This is a genomic window from Brevibacillus fortis (assembly GCF_046196545.1).
GTDB lineage: Bacteria > Bacillota > Bacilli > Brevibacillales > Brevibacillaceae > Brevibacillus > Brevibacillus fortis_A.
Window position 1 is genome coordinate 1,445,425 of sequence record NZ_CP176370.1, and the last position, 16,201, is coordinate 1,461,625.

The 16,201-nt window shown below is 49.5% G+C and carries 14 protein-coding genes; 13 read left to right on the top strand and 1 reads right to left on the bottom strand.

Annotated elements, in window-relative coordinates; genetic code table 11:
* Positions 1-43: 43 nt before the first annotated feature.
* From ACKKE8_RS07755 to ACKKE8_RS07765, 3 genes are read left to right on the top strand one after another with little or no spacing between them, the layout of a single operon-like run.
* Positions 44-967: an NAD(P)/FAD-dependent oxidoreductase gene (locus ACKKE8_RS07755; protein WP_409177658.1), complete on the top strand. Its 924-nt coding sequence runs from the start codon at positions 44-46 to the stop codon at positions 965-967.
* 21 nt (positions 968-988) lie between these two features.
* The gene (locus ACKKE8_RS07760) at positions 989-1,237 is read left to right on the top strand and encodes a glutaredoxin family protein (RefSeq protein WP_173620030.1); all 249 of its coding nucleotides are present in this window, start codon (positions 989-991) and stop codon (positions 1,235-1,237) included.
* A gap of 37 nt (positions 1,238-1,274) precedes the next feature.
* Complete coding sequence (locus tag ACKKE8_RS07765) at positions 1,275-1,829, top strand: peroxiredoxin (protein WP_409177659.1); 555 nt, start codon at positions 1,275-1,277, stop codon at positions 1,827-1,829.
* 109 nt (positions 1,830-1,938) lie between these two features.
* Here ACKKE8_RS07765 and ACKKE8_RS07770 read toward each other — a convergent pair whose 3' ends face one another.
* On the bottom strand, positions 1,939-2,853 hold the full coding sequence (locus ACKKE8_RS07770) for an NAD(P)/FAD-dependent oxidoreductase (RefSeq protein ID WP_409177660.1): 915 nt from the start codon (positions 2,851-2,853) through the stop codon (positions 1,939-1,941).
* Positions 2,854-3,357: 504 nt separating this feature from the next.
* Here ACKKE8_RS07770 and ACKKE8_RS07775 point away from each other — a divergent pair.
* The 10 genes from ACKKE8_RS07775 to ACKKE8_RS07820 are packed head-to-tail and all read left to right on the top strand — an operon-like array spanning position 3,358 to position 16,188.
* On the top strand, positions 3,358-5,580 hold the full coding sequence (locus ACKKE8_RS07775) for a hypothetical protein (RefSeq protein WP_409177661.1): 2,223 nt from the start codon (positions 3,358-3,360) through the stop codon (positions 5,578-5,580).
* Between the two features lie 21 nt (positions 5,581-5,601).
* Positions 5,602-6,786, top strand: a complete 1,185-nt coding sequence (locus ACKKE8_RS07780; protein ID WP_409177662.1) for a HEAT repeat domain-containing protein — start codon at positions 5,602-5,604, stop codon at positions 6,784-6,786.
* 17 nt (positions 6,787-6,803) lie between these two features.
* Positions 6,804-8,246, top strand: coding sequence for a glycosyltransferase family 2 protein (locus tag ACKKE8_RS07785; RefSeq protein WP_409177663.1), 1,443 nt, complete (start codon positions 6,804-6,806; stop codon positions 8,244-8,246).
* The gene (locus ACKKE8_RS07790) at positions 8,243-9,034 is read left to right on the top strand and encodes a response regulator transcription factor (RefSeq protein ID WP_409177664.1); all 792 of its coding nucleotides are present in this window, start codon (positions 8,243-8,245) and stop codon (positions 9,032-9,034) included. The genes ACKKE8_RS07785 and ACKKE8_RS07790 overlap by 4 nt, the downstream gene beginning before the upstream one ends.
* A 30-nt stretch (positions 9,035-9,064) precedes the next feature.
* Positions 9,065-10,426, top strand: a complete 1,362-nt coding sequence (locus ACKKE8_RS07795; protein ID WP_409177665.1) for a nucleotide sugar dehydrogenase — start codon at positions 9,065-9,067, stop codon at positions 10,424-10,426.
* 49 nt (positions 10,427-10,475) lie between these two features.
* Entirely contained in the window at positions 10,476-12,308 is a 1,833-nt protein-coding gene (gene glmS, locus ACKKE8_RS07800; protein WP_409177666.1) for a glutamine--fructose-6-phosphate transaminase (isomerizing), read from the top strand.
* Between the two features lie 57 nt (positions 12,309-12,365).
* Positions 12,366-12,572 carry a hypothetical protein gene (locus ACKKE8_RS07805; protein ID WP_012685087.1) on the top strand — a complete coding sequence of 69 codons (207 nt, stop codon included), beginning with the start codon at positions 12,366-12,368 and terminating at the stop codon, positions 12,570-12,572.
* Positions 12,569-13,591, top strand: coding sequence for a bifunctional UDP-N-acetylglucosamine diphosphorylase/glucosamine-1-phosphate N-acetyltransferase GlmU (gene glmU, locus ACKKE8_RS07810; protein WP_409177667.1), 1,023 nt, complete (start codon positions 12,569-12,571; stop codon positions 13,589-13,591). The genes ACKKE8_RS07805 and glmU overlap by 4 nt, the downstream gene beginning before the upstream one ends.
* A 47-nt stretch (positions 13,592-13,638) precedes the next feature.
* Entirely contained in the window at positions 13,639-14,505 is an 867-nt protein-coding gene (locus ACKKE8_RS07815) for a hypothetical protein (protein ID WP_409177668.1), read from the top strand.
* Positions 14,506-14,508: 3 nt separating this feature from the next.
* The gene (locus ACKKE8_RS07820; RefSeq protein ID WP_409177669.1) at positions 14,509-16,188 is read left to right on the top strand and encodes a hypothetical protein; all 1,680 of its coding nucleotides are present in this window, start codon (positions 14,509-14,511) and stop codon (positions 16,186-16,188) included.
* Positions 16,189-16,201 lie beyond the last annotated feature (13 nt).

The following is a 16,201-nucleotide window of genomic DNA, read 5'->3' on the forward strand; positions in this document are numbered from 1 at the left end:
TGATAATAATTATAATTTGATAATAAGGAAGGGGGAGCCGTTCATGTATGATGTCATCATCATCGGTGGAGGACCAGCTGGTACTTCCGCTGCCATTTATACAGCTCGTGGAAATCTAAAGACGCTCGTCATCGATAAGGCACCCGGAACAGGGGCACTTGCCCTGACACATAAAATCGCTAACTACCCAGGGGTGGAAGGCGAGATGACTGGGAAAGAACTGTTGGATAAAATGCGCAGACAAGCGGAGGGATTCGGTGCAGAATTCATCCAGACTACGATATCTGCAGTAGATGTAGAGGATGAGGAAAAAAGCATCTTCACGGCTCATGGTACTTTCGAAGCGAAGGCCGTGATCGTAGCGACTGGTTCCAAAGGACGTAACCGTATGCTTCCAGGAGAAGAGGAATTGCTCGGACGAGGCGTGAGCACTTGCGCGACATGCGACGGAGCATTTTATGAAGGCAAGCACGTTGCGGTCATCGGTGATACGGAGGAAGCATTGGAAGAAGCGCATGCACTGACCAAATTTACGGACAAAATCACTTTCTTGGTGCCGCGTGCTGATCTTCAAGGGGTAGAAGAACTACCTGAGCTGCCGAATACCGAAATACGTTTCCGTACGCGCCCATTGGAAATTGTGGGTGAGAAATCGGTCGAAGGGTTGCGCATTCGCACAGCAGAAGGAACAGAAGAAATGCTGTCCGTAGATGGAGTATTCGTCTTCCTGTCTGGCAGCAAGCCGGGTACCGATTTCTTGGATGGCCAAGTTCCCCTCGATGAGGAAGGATTTATGATTCTAGATGAGTTCATGCAGTCTTCTGTTCCAGGCGTATTTGGAGCGGGTGAGGTGCGCAAAACACCTGTGAAGCAAGCAGTAGTCGCTGCGGCAGACGGTGCTATTGCAGCTATGGCTGTAGACAAATACATCAACAAGCGTTCCAAAGTTGTCCCTCAATACAAATAGAAGAAAAGGAGAGAAACAAACATGGCACAAGCAATCGTATACTCCAGCACAAATTGCAACTTCTGCAAGCAATTGAAGACGTATTTGACAGAACAAAACATTTCTTTCGAAGAGCGAAACATCGATGAAAAAGAAGAGTACGGCCAGGAGCTGAGCCGTTTAGGAATGATGTCTGTTCCTTTGACAGTCATTGGTGAGAAGCAAATTTTGGGCTTCAACCCGACACGTATCAAAAAAGCACTGGCAGCATTGGAAGAGGCTGCGAAGTAATTTTCATCAGTCACCATAAAAAAAGGAGAGATTTATCATGACAACACAGCAAATGATTCAACTTCAAGTAGGAAAACCAGCACCTGACTTTAACATGCTCACGACCAAAAACCTCGAGACACTGGAAGAACGTGTGTCGCTGGCTGATTACAAAGGAAAATGGCTGATTTTGTTCTTCTGGCCGTTCGACTTCACATTCGTTTGCCCGACAGAGGTAACTTCGTTTAGTGACAACATGGAAGAGTTCGAAGATTTGGATTGCGAAGTGTTGGGCGTATCCACGGATAGCGTACATACGCATCGGGCATGGATCAAAACACCGCGCGATGAAAACGGCATTGGTGAAGTAAACTTCCCGCTCGCGAGCGACTTCAAAAAAGAGACGGCACAAGCGTATGGTGTCCTGGACGAAGAGACCGGTGCAGCTCACCGTGGCTTGTTCATCATCGATCCAGACGGCATTCTGCGCTACCAAGTGGTTACTGACATGAACGTAGGCCGAAGCGTTGCAGAGACAACTCGTATTTTGCAAGCCCTGCAAGCTGGCGGTCTGTGCCCGGCGAACTGGAAGCCAGGACAGAAGACATTGTAATCAAAGAAAGAGCTATTGCTTCTATAATAAAGAAGAGGGACAATCCTACTCGTCTATTACAGACGGAGGGATTGTCCTTTTTTTATGGAAGGAACACGTGGAGAAGGGACTAACGTTGACGATTCCATTCCTCTAAAAGCAGTTCGTTGTTGATACTCATACCAGCCACAGAGCCTAGAGCTGCGGCACTCATCACCTGGTAGTTTGTAGTTGCTGCATCACCTGCACTGTAGACACCCGGTACGCTCGTTTTTCCAAAATTGTCGATGATGACCGTACCTGCTTCTGTTACCTGGCAGCCTAATGCTTCCGGCAAGTCAGAACCAGCCACGAGCTTGGGAGCAAAAAAGATCCCCGTGCACGAAATGCTGTTGCCGTCCGCAAGATCAACACGTTGTACCATCCCATCGACAGAGTCAATGCGCTCAATGGGGGAGTCAAAGACCGGAACGCGATGCTGCAACAGCTCCAACCTTTGTTCTTCTGTGAATTCATCTGGTCCATTGGTGCAAATGGTGTATTGATTGGTCCAACCAGACAGCATTTTTGCCAAATGCAATGCCTTTTCTCCGTTGGCGATCAAGGCGAGTGGCTGGTCGCGTAGTTCCCATCCATCGCAATACGGGCAGACAAAAGCACTTTTTCCATACACGTCTGCTAATCCGTTAACAGCCAAAGGAAGATCCTTCATTCCCACTGCGAACAGCAGCTTTTTACTTTGATAAGTCGTCCCCTGTGCAGTTGTAATGAGAAAATTTCCATCGTACCCCGTGATCTTTACAGCTGTATCCTCCACAAAGTGAACGGAGGGATAGGCGCTGATTTGCTCCCTTGCAATGTGACGAAATTCGCTCGGAGTGATGCCGTCTCTCGTAAGAAAGCCATGCGACTCACGTGTAACGCGATTGCGTGGACGGCCTTCATCGATAACAACTACACTTTTTCTTGCCCTGCCAAGTGCGAGAGCGGCACTCATACCTGCTGGTCCGCCGCCAATAATTCCTACATCAATAAGTTGATTCATGTCTGTATACCACCTTTATCGATTCTTTATATCTATAATACGAAAGCAAAAGCTCATTCTCTCTAGTTTCCTGCAAGAAGCTTGGGGCTAAGAGAAGCACCCAGCACAATTAATGAATCTATTATAGATTCTTGATATCTATTATAAACAAACCTTCCCAAGAATCAAGCCGAGAAACACTTTGTATTCTTTTTGTAAATAATCCCTTATTTCGGCAAAATCCAGCAACTTCCAAATAGTAGCAACCTACCATTTTCACAAGCCAAAAGGAAAAAAAAGGAAGAGTAAATATACCTAATTGAGAAAAAGTGTGGGCCAGAAGACCGTCCCGGTTGCAGGACTTCTCTCCAAAAAACGTAGGACGATGGAGGCGAATCCGTCCCAACATTACATTTTCATGACAAATCTGAAAAAGACACAATAGTGAATTTTGTCTATGGGAACGATTTGCTCCCTATGTTTACAATGACTGTGACGTGGCAACATATCGGAGGTTGACGAGAAATGGAGCCAACAAAGAAAAAAAGATGGCGCTGGATGAGCCTGACCATGCTGATCGTGGTGGGGGCAAGTGCCTTCTGGTGGTTTTGGGCAGCAGATCGTGTGGAAAGCATGGAGACGACTGCAGGTGCTCAATTAAAATTTCGCGCGAATGGCGAGCTGTTCGAGGTCTATCAGAATCAGAAATGGCAGCCCTTTTTCGCGAAAGGCGTCAATCTGGGAGCATCGTTACCGGGTCATTATCCGGGTGAGCTTCCCATAACAAGAGAGGATTACATGCGCTGGTTCGCGATGATCGACGAGATGGGAGCGAACGTTATTCGTGTGTATACCATCCATGCTCCTGTCTTTTACGAAGCATTGGTCGATTACAATCGGCGAAAAGAAGGGGACCCTCTCTATTTGATGCAGGGCATTTGGAGTCCAGAAGAGCTGTTGATTGAAAAGAAAGACGCCTATCTGCCAGAGATTCGCGAGGAGTTTCGACAGGAAATCAAGGATGCAGTCGGCGCTGTCTACGGAGACATCACTCTGCCAGAAAAACCGGGAAAGGCAAGTGGTACATACCGTGCCAATGCGGGCAAATACTTGATCGGCTGGCACACAGGGACCGAGTGGGACCCCGGGATGGTGCAAAACACCAACCGCCTGCATCAAAAAGTTGCCCCCTATCAAGGGAAGTACTTCCACGCGACACCGAATGCAACCGCTTTTGAGACATGGCTTGCTGAAATGGTGGATACCGTCGCAGTGGAGGAGAGCAAATACGGTTGGCAGCATCCGATGACCTTCACCAATTGGGTGACAACAGACCCCTTATCGCATCCGGGAGAGCCGATCCATCATGAAGATTTGGTCAGTGTCGATCCTACCCATATAGAGCCAACGCAGTGGGAGGCAGGCTACTTCGCTTCCTATCACGTTTACCCGTATTATCCGGATTTCTTCCGCTACGACACTACCCTGCAACAGCTGAAAAACGCTGCAGGGAAAATCGATACGTACAAAGCGTATTTGCGACAACTGAAGCAGTATCACAAAAACATGCCGATCATGGTGACGGAATTCGGGGTCCCAGCATCGGTGGGAGTCGCCCATTTTGGCAATTTGGGGCGCAATCAGGGTGGTCATTCAGAAAAGCAGCAGGGAGAGATCGATGTCGAGCTTTTGCAAGAAATCCATCAGGAAGGGTATGCGGGAGCAATCGTATTCGTCTGGCATGACGAGTGGTTCAAAAAGACATGGAACACGATGCGCTTTGAGCTGCCCGAAGATCGACGCTCCCTGTGGATCAATGTGTTGACCAACGAGTCTCTGTTTGGCGTCCTCGGCATGTACCCGAACAAAGAAGGCGTGCTGACCATCGATGGGAATCGCACAGATTGGGATCAGCTCGTGCCGGAAGAAAAGCAACGCCTCGATGTTCAAGTCCCGGGCGTCGACGAAATTTGGATGACACATGATGAGGGGTATGTCTATTTCCTTGCTCAATTGAAGGAAGAGTTTGATCCGGCGAAACAACAACTCTATGTGGGTGTTGATACGCTTCCTGGCGGGAACAAGCATGCTGCTCAGCTTCCCGGCCTGACGCTGGACGAGGGGCTAGAGACGCTGATCGCGTTAGGAAAAGCAGACGAGAGCCAGATTCAAATCGCTGCCAATTACGACTTTCATGCACGCTTATACGGAAAACGCTATGGCATGCTTGCGGTCAAGGAAGAGGAGCAAAAAGACAATTCCGGGATTTTCAAGCCGTGGAAGCTGGCCGTTAGCCTGGAGATGGAGCCGCCAGACAGCAAGAAGTACTATCCGTTTGAGGAAGTCGAGGTTGGTAAGTTGCCCCGGGGAACGACAGATGCCCAAGACCCGCAGTACGACTCACGAACCGCGTGGCAAGCGAAGGGCAAAGTGGTAGAGCTGAGAGTACCGTGGATGCTGCTTGGATTTACAGACCCGAGCTCCTTGTCCGTCATGAGCTATGAAGATGCTGGCAAAAGCTTCACGACGAAGAAGGCGAAAGGCATTCGCATCCTGCCGCTCCTGGTGGATACAGCTACGAAACAAATCGTCGGGCAAAACGATTATGCAGTGACGAAGCTCCCGATGTATACATGGCAAGGCTGGGAGCAGGTCGGCTATCACGAACGCAAAAAACAGAGCTATTCCATACTAAAAAAAGCATTCCACGAGATTGAGGCTCCGGTGAAGAACGGGACTCGACCTTAATTGGATAGGAGAGTGGCAAACGTGCAAACACCATTGGCGACGGCAATTGTTTTTCTGTACGCGCTATGTGGATTGACAGTACTAGGCTTGCTTGTCTTGTTCGCACTGAAGCTGCGCAACATTTCGGTGGAGAAACAGACCATGCGTTGTTTGGAAAAATATCGCGACTACTTCGTTTACCTGCAAGCACACGGGGAAGAAGAGGAGCGCTTGCAAGTGCCTTATGGCGATGTGACGCAAAAAGAAAAGCAAATCATTCAGAAAAAGTTGTTTGAGCTGATGGAGTGCTTCACAGGCATTCATCGGGACAAGCTGATCTGGCTCTGCGAGGATATGGGACTCGTAGAGCTGGACATGCAAAGACTAAATGGCTGGTGGAAATGGACGAGAGTGGATGCCGCTTACAATTTGGGGATCATGCGCTCCAAGCTGGCCGTGCCTGCTCTCTTAACCCTCCTGCATAAAAACACGAATGACATCAGTGTTTTTATCATTGCGCGATCCGTCGCCAAATGTGCACGCAACACAGAAGATTTGCGGGAAATGGTGACCCACGTTGTCGGAGCGAAGAAAAATGTCCACCAGCTCATCGTGGACATCATCAGTGATTCGCAGGTGGATACGGCACCGCTTTTTGAACAGTTTTTACAAGAATCCGATGCTGAACTGGTCAAAATCGGACTGATTGGCTACGCCGTGCATGCCCAGCCCGGCATTGAGCCTGCACTATACCACCTCATTCAATCGCCTGACAAGGAAGTCCGAATTAAGGCAGTCAAGCTCATGTGTCGGGATTTCCGCTATATGAATGAGCAGACAGTCATTGATTTTATGAATCACAAAGATTGGGAAATTCGGGCAATGGCAGCGAAGGCAATTGGCTCTCTGAAATTGCATTCGTACATCCCCTCACTGAAAAAGGCGGTGGGCGATGCGAACTGGTGGGTTCGTCATCACAGTGCGCGTAGCCTGGTGCAGCTAGAGGTCGAAGGCTTTGCGGCCCTGTGTGAAATTTTGCAGGAAGAGAAAAACGGTCATAAGAGCGAGATGGCTCATCAAGTGATCCAGGAGGAGCTGGAAAAAGAGAAGCTGGTTCTACAGAGTGCGACAGCGACAGAGAAGCTCGTGCAATACAACGAAAAGCTCCATCTGTACCGCAAGTCGTATCGCAAAACGATCTCCACGGTTCAGGCACTGGAAAGATAGAGCGAAAGGAGGCTGCCATGAGAGATTTTCTACTTTACTACGGAGTATTTGCGGTCTATTACGTCATCGTGATCAACTCTTTGTACTTCATCATCATGCTGTTCTCGTTCAAGAGCATCATGGGAATCTTAAAAAGCTCCATCTATTCGAGATTCCAGACACTTTCAGGCTCTGAGCACGTTCCGCCGATTTCGATTCTCGTGCCAGCATACAACGAGGAGCTGACGATTATTGAAAATGTAAGGTCGCTCTTATCCTTGAACTATCCGCGCTACGAGGTGCTCGTGGTCAACGATGGGTCGAAGGATGCTACCTTACAGGTATTGATTAACGAGTTTTCGCTGGTTTACTCCGAGCACATGCCGGTGCAGCCGCTTCTGCATACGTCGAAGATCAAGGGAGTCTACCACAATCCGGCTTTTCCGAATCTGTATTTGATCGACAAAGACAATGGAGGAAAAGCTGACTCGCTCAATGCGGGGATCAATCTCTCCCACTATCCGTTGATCGCTTCTATTGATGCAGACTCCTTGCTGGAAAAAGACGCGCTGATTCGCATAGCGAAGGTGTATATGGAAAACCCAGATGAAACAGTTGCCATCGGCGGAGATATCCGTATTGCCAACGGCTGCAAGATCGAAGACGGTGTCGTGAAAGACATTCGTTTGCCAGACAAGTTTTTGCCGATGATGCAATCCGTCGAATACCTCAAGGCGTTTCTCGGGGGACGGATCGGCTGGAGCGCGATCAACGGTTTGATTATCGTCTCAGGCGCATTCGGTGTTTTTCGCAAGGATTACATCATCAAGGTAGGCGGCTATCGCGAGGGGTATCCGGGTGAAGACATGAACATCATCATCAAGCTGCACAAGTACATGCTGGAAAATAAGCTGCCGTACCGAGTGGCATTTTGCCCCGATGCGGTCTGCTGGACACAAGCGCCGGATACGCTCAAAATTTTGGGCAGTCAACGGCGCAGATGGGGACGCGGCAATCTGAAAAACATGATTGAGTACGGCAGGCACATGGCGTTTCGCCCCAAGTACAAGCTGTTCGGGATGCTCACGCTACCGTTCAATATCTTGTTTGAAACCTTGAATCCGTATTTCCGCATCACGGGTCTATTGGCCCTTATCGGTTACACCTTGCTGGATATGACCAACGGCTACGTCCTCTTAATCTACGGCTTGCTCAATGTGCTGTATGGCATGCTGCTTGGCATTGGTTCCTTGTTGCTGGAGGAAATCGCGTTTCGACGGTATCCGCGTTTTCGGGACATCGTCAAAATGCTTTTCTATACGATTCTGATGTTCTTCGGCTATCGGCAAATCGGCGTCATCTGGAGATTCCTTGGTCATATTGAATATTTGCGCAACAACAACTCCTGGGGAACGATGACGCGGACGAGCTGGCAGACGAAGGGCAGCGAAAACATTTCAAGTTTGGAGGCTAGATCATGAGTAATCTCGTACCTGTTTTTTACGAGCATCTGAGCAAGATGGAAGAGAAACAATTAGCGTGTGGGGTTATTCTGGCGGCTTGCAAAACCCTCACGAAAGAGTCAATGGAGCTGATCAAGCAAGACCTGGGCACTCGTTCAGGAGACGGCTCCGAGATTGCTTTGCACTTCGCGTATGACAAAAACAAGCAGCTCTTCGGAATATTGCTTGAGGGACAGAAGCTTTCGAGCACCCACTTCTATGCTTTGCGTGTAAAAGATTATTTGCAAGAGCACAAATTGCTTGCGGGCAGCCTTTTGATTGCGAGTTTTCCTGAAAGCTCGCGCTCGTCTGGTCAAATGCTGATGCGGATGATCCAGGAGATGAGAGAGCCAGGCGCTCATGGGGAGATCAAGATTTACGAGCAGAATCCCGCTCAAAAAGAGGAGCCGGCAAGTATTTTGCTGGTGAACCATGATGAGACTGTCAACGAGTTTTTGAGCATCTACTTTCAGCGAAAAGGGTATCTCGTTACGGTAGCCAATGACGGGATGGACGGCATGGAAAAATATCAGGAGGTCGCCCCTGATCTTGTAATTACCGACCTGAATCTCCCTATTCTCAATGGGTACCAGCTCATGGAAAAAATCAAGCATATCAGCGCTTCGATGAGCAAAATTATGGTACTCACAGACAAACGTCTGGAAGAAGACGTGCAAAAATCGTTTGCGATGGGAGCATCTGACTACATTACCAAGCCATTCTCCCCGGTAGAACTGGAAGCCAGGGTGAAAAGGCTGATTTCATAATTCTAGAAAGAGAAAGGGAGAGAAACGAGGATGGCGAGATACGAGGAACTGCAACAAAAGATTCAACGGAAGACAGCGAGAGTGGGTGTCATTGGGCTTGGGTATGTAGGGCTGCCGCTGGCGGTAGAGACGATCAAGAGCGGTTATACCGTAATCGGAATCGATCTGCATGCCGGAAAAATCGAGAGCCTGAAAAGAGGAGAGTCTTACGTTCAGGATATTTCCAATGAAACCTTGCAGGAATGCCTCGCAACCAATCGCTTTTTTCCGACGACTGATTATAGTGTAATCGAGGAGCTGGATGCGATTAGCATTTGCGTTCCTACTCCACTCAGTCCCAATCAGGACCCGGACACCTCTTACATTACAAACGTTGTCGAGCAAATCAAGAGATTCATGAAAAGAGGAATGCTCATTACGCTGGAGAGCACAACCTACCCGGGAACGACTGAAGAGCTGATCCAGCGCGAATTTGAAAAGCTGGGCTATCGTGCTGGCATCGACTTCTTCCTCTGCTATTCGCCGGAGAGGGTCGATCCGGGCAATCGGAAATACAGTACGTACAATACGCCAAAGGTGATCGGTGGGACGACAGAACGTTGCATGGAGTTAGGCACACTCTTGTATGGCAGCCTGGTCAAAACCGTCGTGCCAGTCTCCTCGCCAAAGGTGGCGGAGATGTCCAAGCTTTTGGAAAACACCTTCCGCAGCGTCAATATTGCCTTCATGAATGAGATGGCAATGATGTGCGACAGAATGGGCATCAATGTTTGGGAAGTAATCAAGGCCGCATCGACCAAGCCTTTCGGGTTCATGCCGTTTTACCCGGGACCCGGAATCGGTGGGCATTGCATACCGCTCGATCCGATGTATTTGTCGTGGAAGGCCAAGGGCTTTCGTTTTCACAGCCAATTTATTGAGATCGCCCAATCGATTAACGACAACATGCCGGACTATGTGCGCAATAAGACAGCACAGGTGCTCAACATTTACGCCAAAGCAATCAACAGCTCGCGCATCTTGATTCTCGGCATGGCCTACAAGCCAGAAGTAGATGACCTGCGTGAATCACCAGGTCTGGAAATTTACGAGCTGTTCACCAATAGCGGAGCAACTGTCGACTATTACGACCCGTATGCGCAGAGCTTTGTGAATAAAAAGGGTGAGGTTGTCCATTCCATCGCCAATGATTACGAGGCGTTCAAGACATACGATTGCATGGTGCTCATTACGAATCACCAATGCTTTGCCTATCAGGAGCTGGCGGACTTGGGAGTGGCCATTATCGATACACGCAATGCGTTTGAGGGCATCACGAATCCGAATGTATATCGCATTGGAACCTCCGTCGCTATTAGGCAGGAGAAGGAAGTCGTCAGCTTGCTGGCATAATACAAAGTCCGAACATTTTACGCAACGCAACAAGGGAGGAACCGAAAACATGTGCGGAATCATGGGATATATCGGGAACAGGGAAGCGCAGCCGATTCTAATCAATGGGCTGCGAAAGCTGGAATACAGAGGCTACGATTCAGCTGGCATTGCGATTTGTGACGGAGCAACCATCGGCATTCGCAAGGCAAAGGGCAGAATTGACGTACTGGAGAGCCAAACCCAAAAATCCGGCTTGCAGGGCTCCATCGGCATTGGTCATACGCGCTGGGCGACACACGGAAGACCGTCTGACGAAAACTCTCATCCTCATTTTGATCAATCCGGCAAGTTCTCGATCGTGCATAACGGCATTATCGAAAACTATCTGGATCTCAAGCAGGAGTTGATCGAAAAAGGCGTGACGTTTACTTCGGAGACAGACACGGAGGTCATCGTGCACCTTTTGGCGCAGGAATACGACAACGACCTGGTTGCGGCAGTACAGAAGGTCGCTGGCAAAATTCGCGGAGCATTTGCCCTCGGTGTGATGACGGAGCATGAGCCTGACAAGCTGATTGCAGTTCGTATGGCGAGCCCGTTAATTATCGGGGTAGGGGAGAATGAAAATTTCATCGGTTCTGATATCCCGGCGATCTTGGAGCATACGCGTGATGTGTACGTTCTGGAAGACGGAGACCTGGCGATTCTGACCAAAGATTCAGTTCACGTCATGCGTCTGGATACGACGGAGCCAATCGAACGAGAGTTGGTACGGATTGAGTGGGACAAGGAGCAAGCGGAAAAAGACGGCTTTGCTCACTATATGCAAAAGGAAATTTACGAGCAGCCGCGTGCCCTGCGCAATACAATGACAGGTCGAATCGATGCTAGCCAGCAAAAGGTTATTTTCCCTAATCTTCAGTTATCAGAAGCGAGTGCCAAACGTGTGGAGAAAATCTACATTGTCGCATGCGGTACCGCTTATCATGCGGGCTTGATCGGCAAGCATGTGATCGAGCGACTGGCACAGATTCCGGTAGAAGTAGATGTAGCGTCGGAGTTCCGTTACCGTCGTCCGCTCTTTCAACCCAATACGCTCACGATTGCCGTCAGCCAATCAGGGGAGACAGCAGATACATTGGCAGCCATGCGTGAAGCCAAACGAAACGGCTCAGCAGTACTCGCTATTACGAACGTAGTCGGAAGCTCGATTGCCCGTGATGCCGATGACGTGATTACAACAAATGCAGGTCCGGAAATCGCGGTGGCTTCAACGAAGGCATACACCTCACAGCTGATTGCGTTTTACTTGCTCGGCATCTATTTGGCGCAAGCGAAGGGGACACTGGATGCTGGCACCCGTGCCTCACTGCTTCACCAACTGACCGCACTCCCGGATCAAGTCGAGCATATTCTCGCGCATGCGGATGAGATACGTCATTTCGCTGAATCGATCAAGGACGAGCAGCATCTGTTTTTCATCGGACGAGGACTCGATCATGCAGTATCTATGGAAGGCTCGCTCAAGCTGAAGGAAATCTCATATATTCACTCGGAGGCGTATGCGGCAGGGGAGCTAAAGCACGGCACGCTGGCGCTGATCGAAGAGGGAACGAGAGTCATCGCCTTGGCTACCCAGGATGAGCTGCATGAGAAAATGATCAGTAATATTACAGAAGTAAAAGCCCGTGGAGCAAAGGTTCTCGGTATTACCTTAGATGGACATGTAGAGCTGCACCGCTCGGTTGACGATGTTTGCCTGATTCCGCAGACAGATGCCTTGCTTACACCCGTTCTAGGCGTTATCCCCCTCCAGCTCATTTCCTATTACACTTCTGTTGCGCTCGGCAATGACGTAGATCGTCCACGAAATTTGGCTAAAAGTGTAACAGTTGAGTAAATACAAACGTCAGTCGTTATGAAGTAAGAGAGTAATAGGAAAAAGGGGGAAAGATGAATGAACACCTCGAAGCGGACGTTGAATCAGGAGAAATTACTGGAGATTATGCTTCAGGCCTATCAGCTGGGCGTGCAGAGGAAAGACATTAATTTGAGCATGATGATTGACACACTGACCTATGAATTGAAACCATACTTCGATCAGCAAATCCAACAAGGTCAGCTTGCAAAAGGGGAGCTGACCAAGACGGAGGCGATAGGATGAACATACATGCAGTAGTATTGGCAGCAGGAAAAGGAACCAGAATGAAATCTTCGCTCTACAAGGTCATGCATCCAATCTGCGGGAAGCCGATGATTGAACATGTCGTAGAGACATTGGAAGCATTGTCACTTCGCCACTTGGTCGTTGTTGTCGGTCACGGAGCAGAAGTGGTGAAAGAGCAGCTGAAAAACCGCGTTCAGTATGCGTATCAACCGGAACAGCTGGGCACCGCTCATGCTGTTTGGATGAGCCACGAAATTCTCGGGGCGCAGGATGGCGTAACAATTGTCATGAATGGTGATACACCGCTGGTGCAAGAACAAACACTGCAAAGTTTGCTTGAGTATCACCAGCTCAAACAGGCAGCAGCCACGGTTTTGACCTCCATTGTGGACGAGCCTACTGGCTATGGCAGGATCATTCGCGACGAGAACGGCGATGTCCGAAAAATTATTGAGGAAAAAGACGCGACCTTGGGACAAAAAAAGGTGAACGAGATTAGCACCGGAATCTTTTGCTTCGACAATCAAAAGCTGTTTTCGATGCTGCCGATGGTCTCAAACGAAAACGCGCAAGGGGAGTTTTACTTGCCAGACGTTCTTGGGCTTTTGCAAGAGCAAGGTCATTTGGTAGCGGCGTTTGCAACGGATGATCCCGAAGAAGGCAATGGCGTCAATGATCGTGTGCAGCTCGCTGATTTGGAACAGCTGATGCGCAAGCGAATCAACGATTTCCATATGCGAAACGGAGTTACGATGATAGACCCGGGCTCGACGTACATCGATTCTGACGTAATGATCGGGCGTGATACGGTGCTCTATCCAGGAACCTGCCTTTTTGGCGACACACAGATCGGTGAAGGCTGCCAGATCGGGCCGCACGCGCTGGTCAAAAACAAGAGCATCGAGGATTACACTAGAATTCAGCCGTTTTCAGCGGTTGACGGCAGTACGTTTGGTGAGCGGGCTTTTGCGGGAGTGGGAGCGACGACACAACAGTACGGTATCGACCAGCACTGATGCAGGTAATTCGTCGATATAGCTGGCTTTGGATAGCCCTGCTCCTTGTGACAGTGGCTTCGATCATCATGTTGTCGTTGGCAAACACCCGCTCCGCCCTGACAAAAGCAACCTGGATATGGGATGCCAAGCAAATTGAGGCCCAAACTGATGAAATGATCGAGTTTGCCGAGAAAAACGACATCAACCTGATCTATCTTCACGTTGAACCAGCAGCTGTTGCGCCAGAGACGTACCGTGCCTTCATTGAAAAAGCCAACCAGACAGGCATCAAGGTAGAGGCGCTTGGCGGTGACCCCAATTGGGCGTTAACAGCGAATCGCCAGAGCATCGACGATCTTATCTCCTGGGTGAAGGCCTTCAATCGCAGTGCCAAGTCAGATGAACGATTCTCGGGGATTCACGTCGATATCGAGCCGTATTTGTTGCCTGCATGGAAGGAAGACCAGGAAGAAATCGTCCAGCAATGGTTGAAAAATGTCAGCTATCTGGCAGCAGAGACGAAGAAGGATACGGATCTCGCGGTCGGTGCCGACTTGCCTTTTTGGATCGACTCCGTAAACGTTCCTGGCAGTGATGAGAAAGTGAGCAACTGGATGGTGCAGCGACTCGACAGTATTACGTTAATGGCCTACCGCAATCAAGCCCTTGGGCAAAATGGGATCGTCGAAATCGTAGAAAAGATCGTCGATGATGCCAATGTACGCAAAAAAGGGTCAGTCATCGTAGGCGTCAACATCATGGAAACGATGGAAGGCGCTCATGTGAGCTTTTATGAAGAAGGCACAGAAGAGATGAACAACCAGTTGGCCATTTTACAGGAGGAGCTGTCAAACAATCCGGCGTTTGCAGGAAGTGCGATCCATGATTACGAGAGCTGGAAGCACGCAAGTCAACGAGAGGAGCAACTTTGACGAATGAAAGCTGCGCGCATCTATTTGAGTGTTCTCTGCCTGACGGTCGGCTTTCTGTTCGGCTTCTCCCCCGCGGAGAAGAAGAGTAAAGCAACGTGGATCTGGCAGTCCGAAATGATCGGGAGAGAGAAACAAGAGATTCTCGACTTCTGCAAAAGTAACGATATTAATCTCGTCTACTTGCGAATCGAAATGAACAAGCCCTATGAATACTACCGCGATTTTATCCGCGAAGCGACAGCGATGGGGATCGAGGTTCATGCGGTAGCCGGTCATCCGGCGTGGGCGCTCAAAAGCAATGAAAAGCGGATGATGAACATCGTCCACTGGGTAAAAAGCTACAACCGTGAAGCGCAAAAAAATGAGCGGATTCGCGGGATTCAGTTAGACATCGAGCCGTATCTCCTGCCGTTTTGGGAGACCGATCAGAAGCGGATTATTCGGGAATGGCAAGCCAATGTGCAGGCGTTCACAGCCGAGGTGTCAAAAGATGAGGATTTGGTTGCCAGTGCAGCCATTCCATTTTGGCTGGACGATATTCTCGTTCCGGGACAAGAAGAGATGTCTCTGTCCAAATGGATGATCAGCCAGTTTGATACGGTATGTATCATGGCGTACCGTGACACACTTTCCGGTCAAAACGGCATCCTGAATTTGATTGATCAGGAAATGAAGGAAGCGGATGAATTAGAGGCACGTGTCTTGGTCGCTGTGAATATGAAGCCGCTGGATGAAGACCACTCTTCTTTTGCAGAGGAAGGCCCAGCTCGCATGAACCAGCGATTAGAGCAATTGCCTGCCCATTTGGCCCAGCATCCGTCCTTCTCCGGTGTCGCGATTCACGATTACCGCTACTGGAAGGAGGCGACTCCACTGCCCCCGGTAACGAAGCAACGCTACAAAGGCACCTACATATGGCGTGCAGAATTGATTGGCACGGAAAAGGAGGAAATTCTCTCCTTTGCGGAACAAAACGGGGTGAATCTCCTCTATGTTCGTCTTGATTTGGAGCAGCCGATTTCCTATTATCGCGATTTTGTGAGAGAGGCTCGTGAAGCGGGTATCGAGGTTCATGCGATGGGCGGTCATCCGATTTGGGCTCTGTCTGAAAGTCGGAGCAAGATCATGAAGCTCGTGAATTGGGTGAGAGCTTACAATGAGGCTGTCTCGACAGAAGAGCAGTTTCACGGCATTCACTTAGACATTGAGCCGTACGTCCTTCCTGTCTGGCGCGAGGATAAAGAGGAAGTCTTGCGCCAGTGGATGGGCAACATCGAAGCATTTGTCGAAGAGACCAAGAACGGAACTTCTTTGGAAGCAAGCATCGACCTCGCTGCATGGCTGGACAAGACACCGACTCCGGGTCAGCCCGAATTACCGTTTTCGCATTGGATGATCAAACAGCTTGATCATACGACCTTGATGGCTTTTCGTGATCGGGCTCCTGGCATCATCGGCTTGGTTGAAAATCAGATGAAGTACGCAGAGAGCCTCCAGAAAAAGCTGGTCGTCGCCGTGGAGACAAAAGAGAGCCACGAAGGGAACGGGATTACCTTTCACGAGGAAGGCATGGGCGAAATGGATCGGCAGCTGGATCTGGTGACAAAAGCGCTGGATCGGTACTCCTCGTATTGGGGGCTAGCCATACATGCCTATGACTACTGGAAAAACGGGAAAGAGTAGGCTGCCTGCATCG

Bases quoted from the DNA above. Each gene is read 5' to 3' on its own strand.
- ACKKE8_RS07755 (WP_409177658.1), top strand. From the start codon at position 44: ATGTATGATGTCATCATCATCGGTGGAGGACCAGCTGGTACTTCCGCT.
- ACKKE8_RS07760 (WP_173620030.1), top strand. From the start codon at position 989: ATGGCACAAGCAATCGTATACTCCAGCACAAATTGCAACTTCTGCAAG.
- ACKKE8_RS07765 (WP_409177659.1), top strand. From the start codon at position 1,275: ATGACAACACAGCAAATGATTCAACTTCAAGTAGGAAAACCAGCACCT.
- ACKKE8_RS07770 (WP_409177660.1), bottom strand. From the start codon at position 2,853: ATGAATCAACTTATTGATGTAGGAATTATTGGCGGCGGACCAGCAGGT.
- ACKKE8_RS07775 (WP_409177661.1), top strand. From the start codon at position 3,358: ATGGAGCCAACAAAGAAAAAAAGATGGCGCTGGATGAGCCTGACCATG.
- ACKKE8_RS07785 (WP_409177663.1), top strand. From the start codon at position 6,804: ATGAGAGATTTTCTACTTTACTACGGAGTATTTGCGGTCTATTACGTC.
- ACKKE8_RS07790 (WP_409177664.1), top strand. From the start codon at position 8,243: ATGAGTAATCTCGTACCTGTTTTTTACGAGCATCTGAGCAAGATGGAA.
- ACKKE8_RS07795 (WP_409177665.1), top strand. From the start codon at position 9,065: ATGGCGAGATACGAGGAACTGCAACAAAAGATTCAACGGAAGACAGCG.
- glmS (WP_409177666.1), top strand. From the start codon at position 10,476: ATGTGCGGAATCATGGGATATATCGGGAACAGGGAAGCGCAGCCGATT.
- ACKKE8_RS07805 (WP_012685087.1), top strand. From the start codon at position 12,366: ATGAACACCTCGAAGCGGACGTTGAATCAGGAGAAATTACTGGAGATT.
- glmU (WP_409177667.1), top strand. From the start codon at position 12,569: ATGAACATACATGCAGTAGTATTGGCAGCAGGAAAAGGAACCAGAATG.
- ACKKE8_RS07820 (WP_409177669.1), top strand. From the start codon at position 14,509: ATGAAAGCTGCGCGCATCTATTTGAGTGTTCTCTGCCTGACGGTCGGC.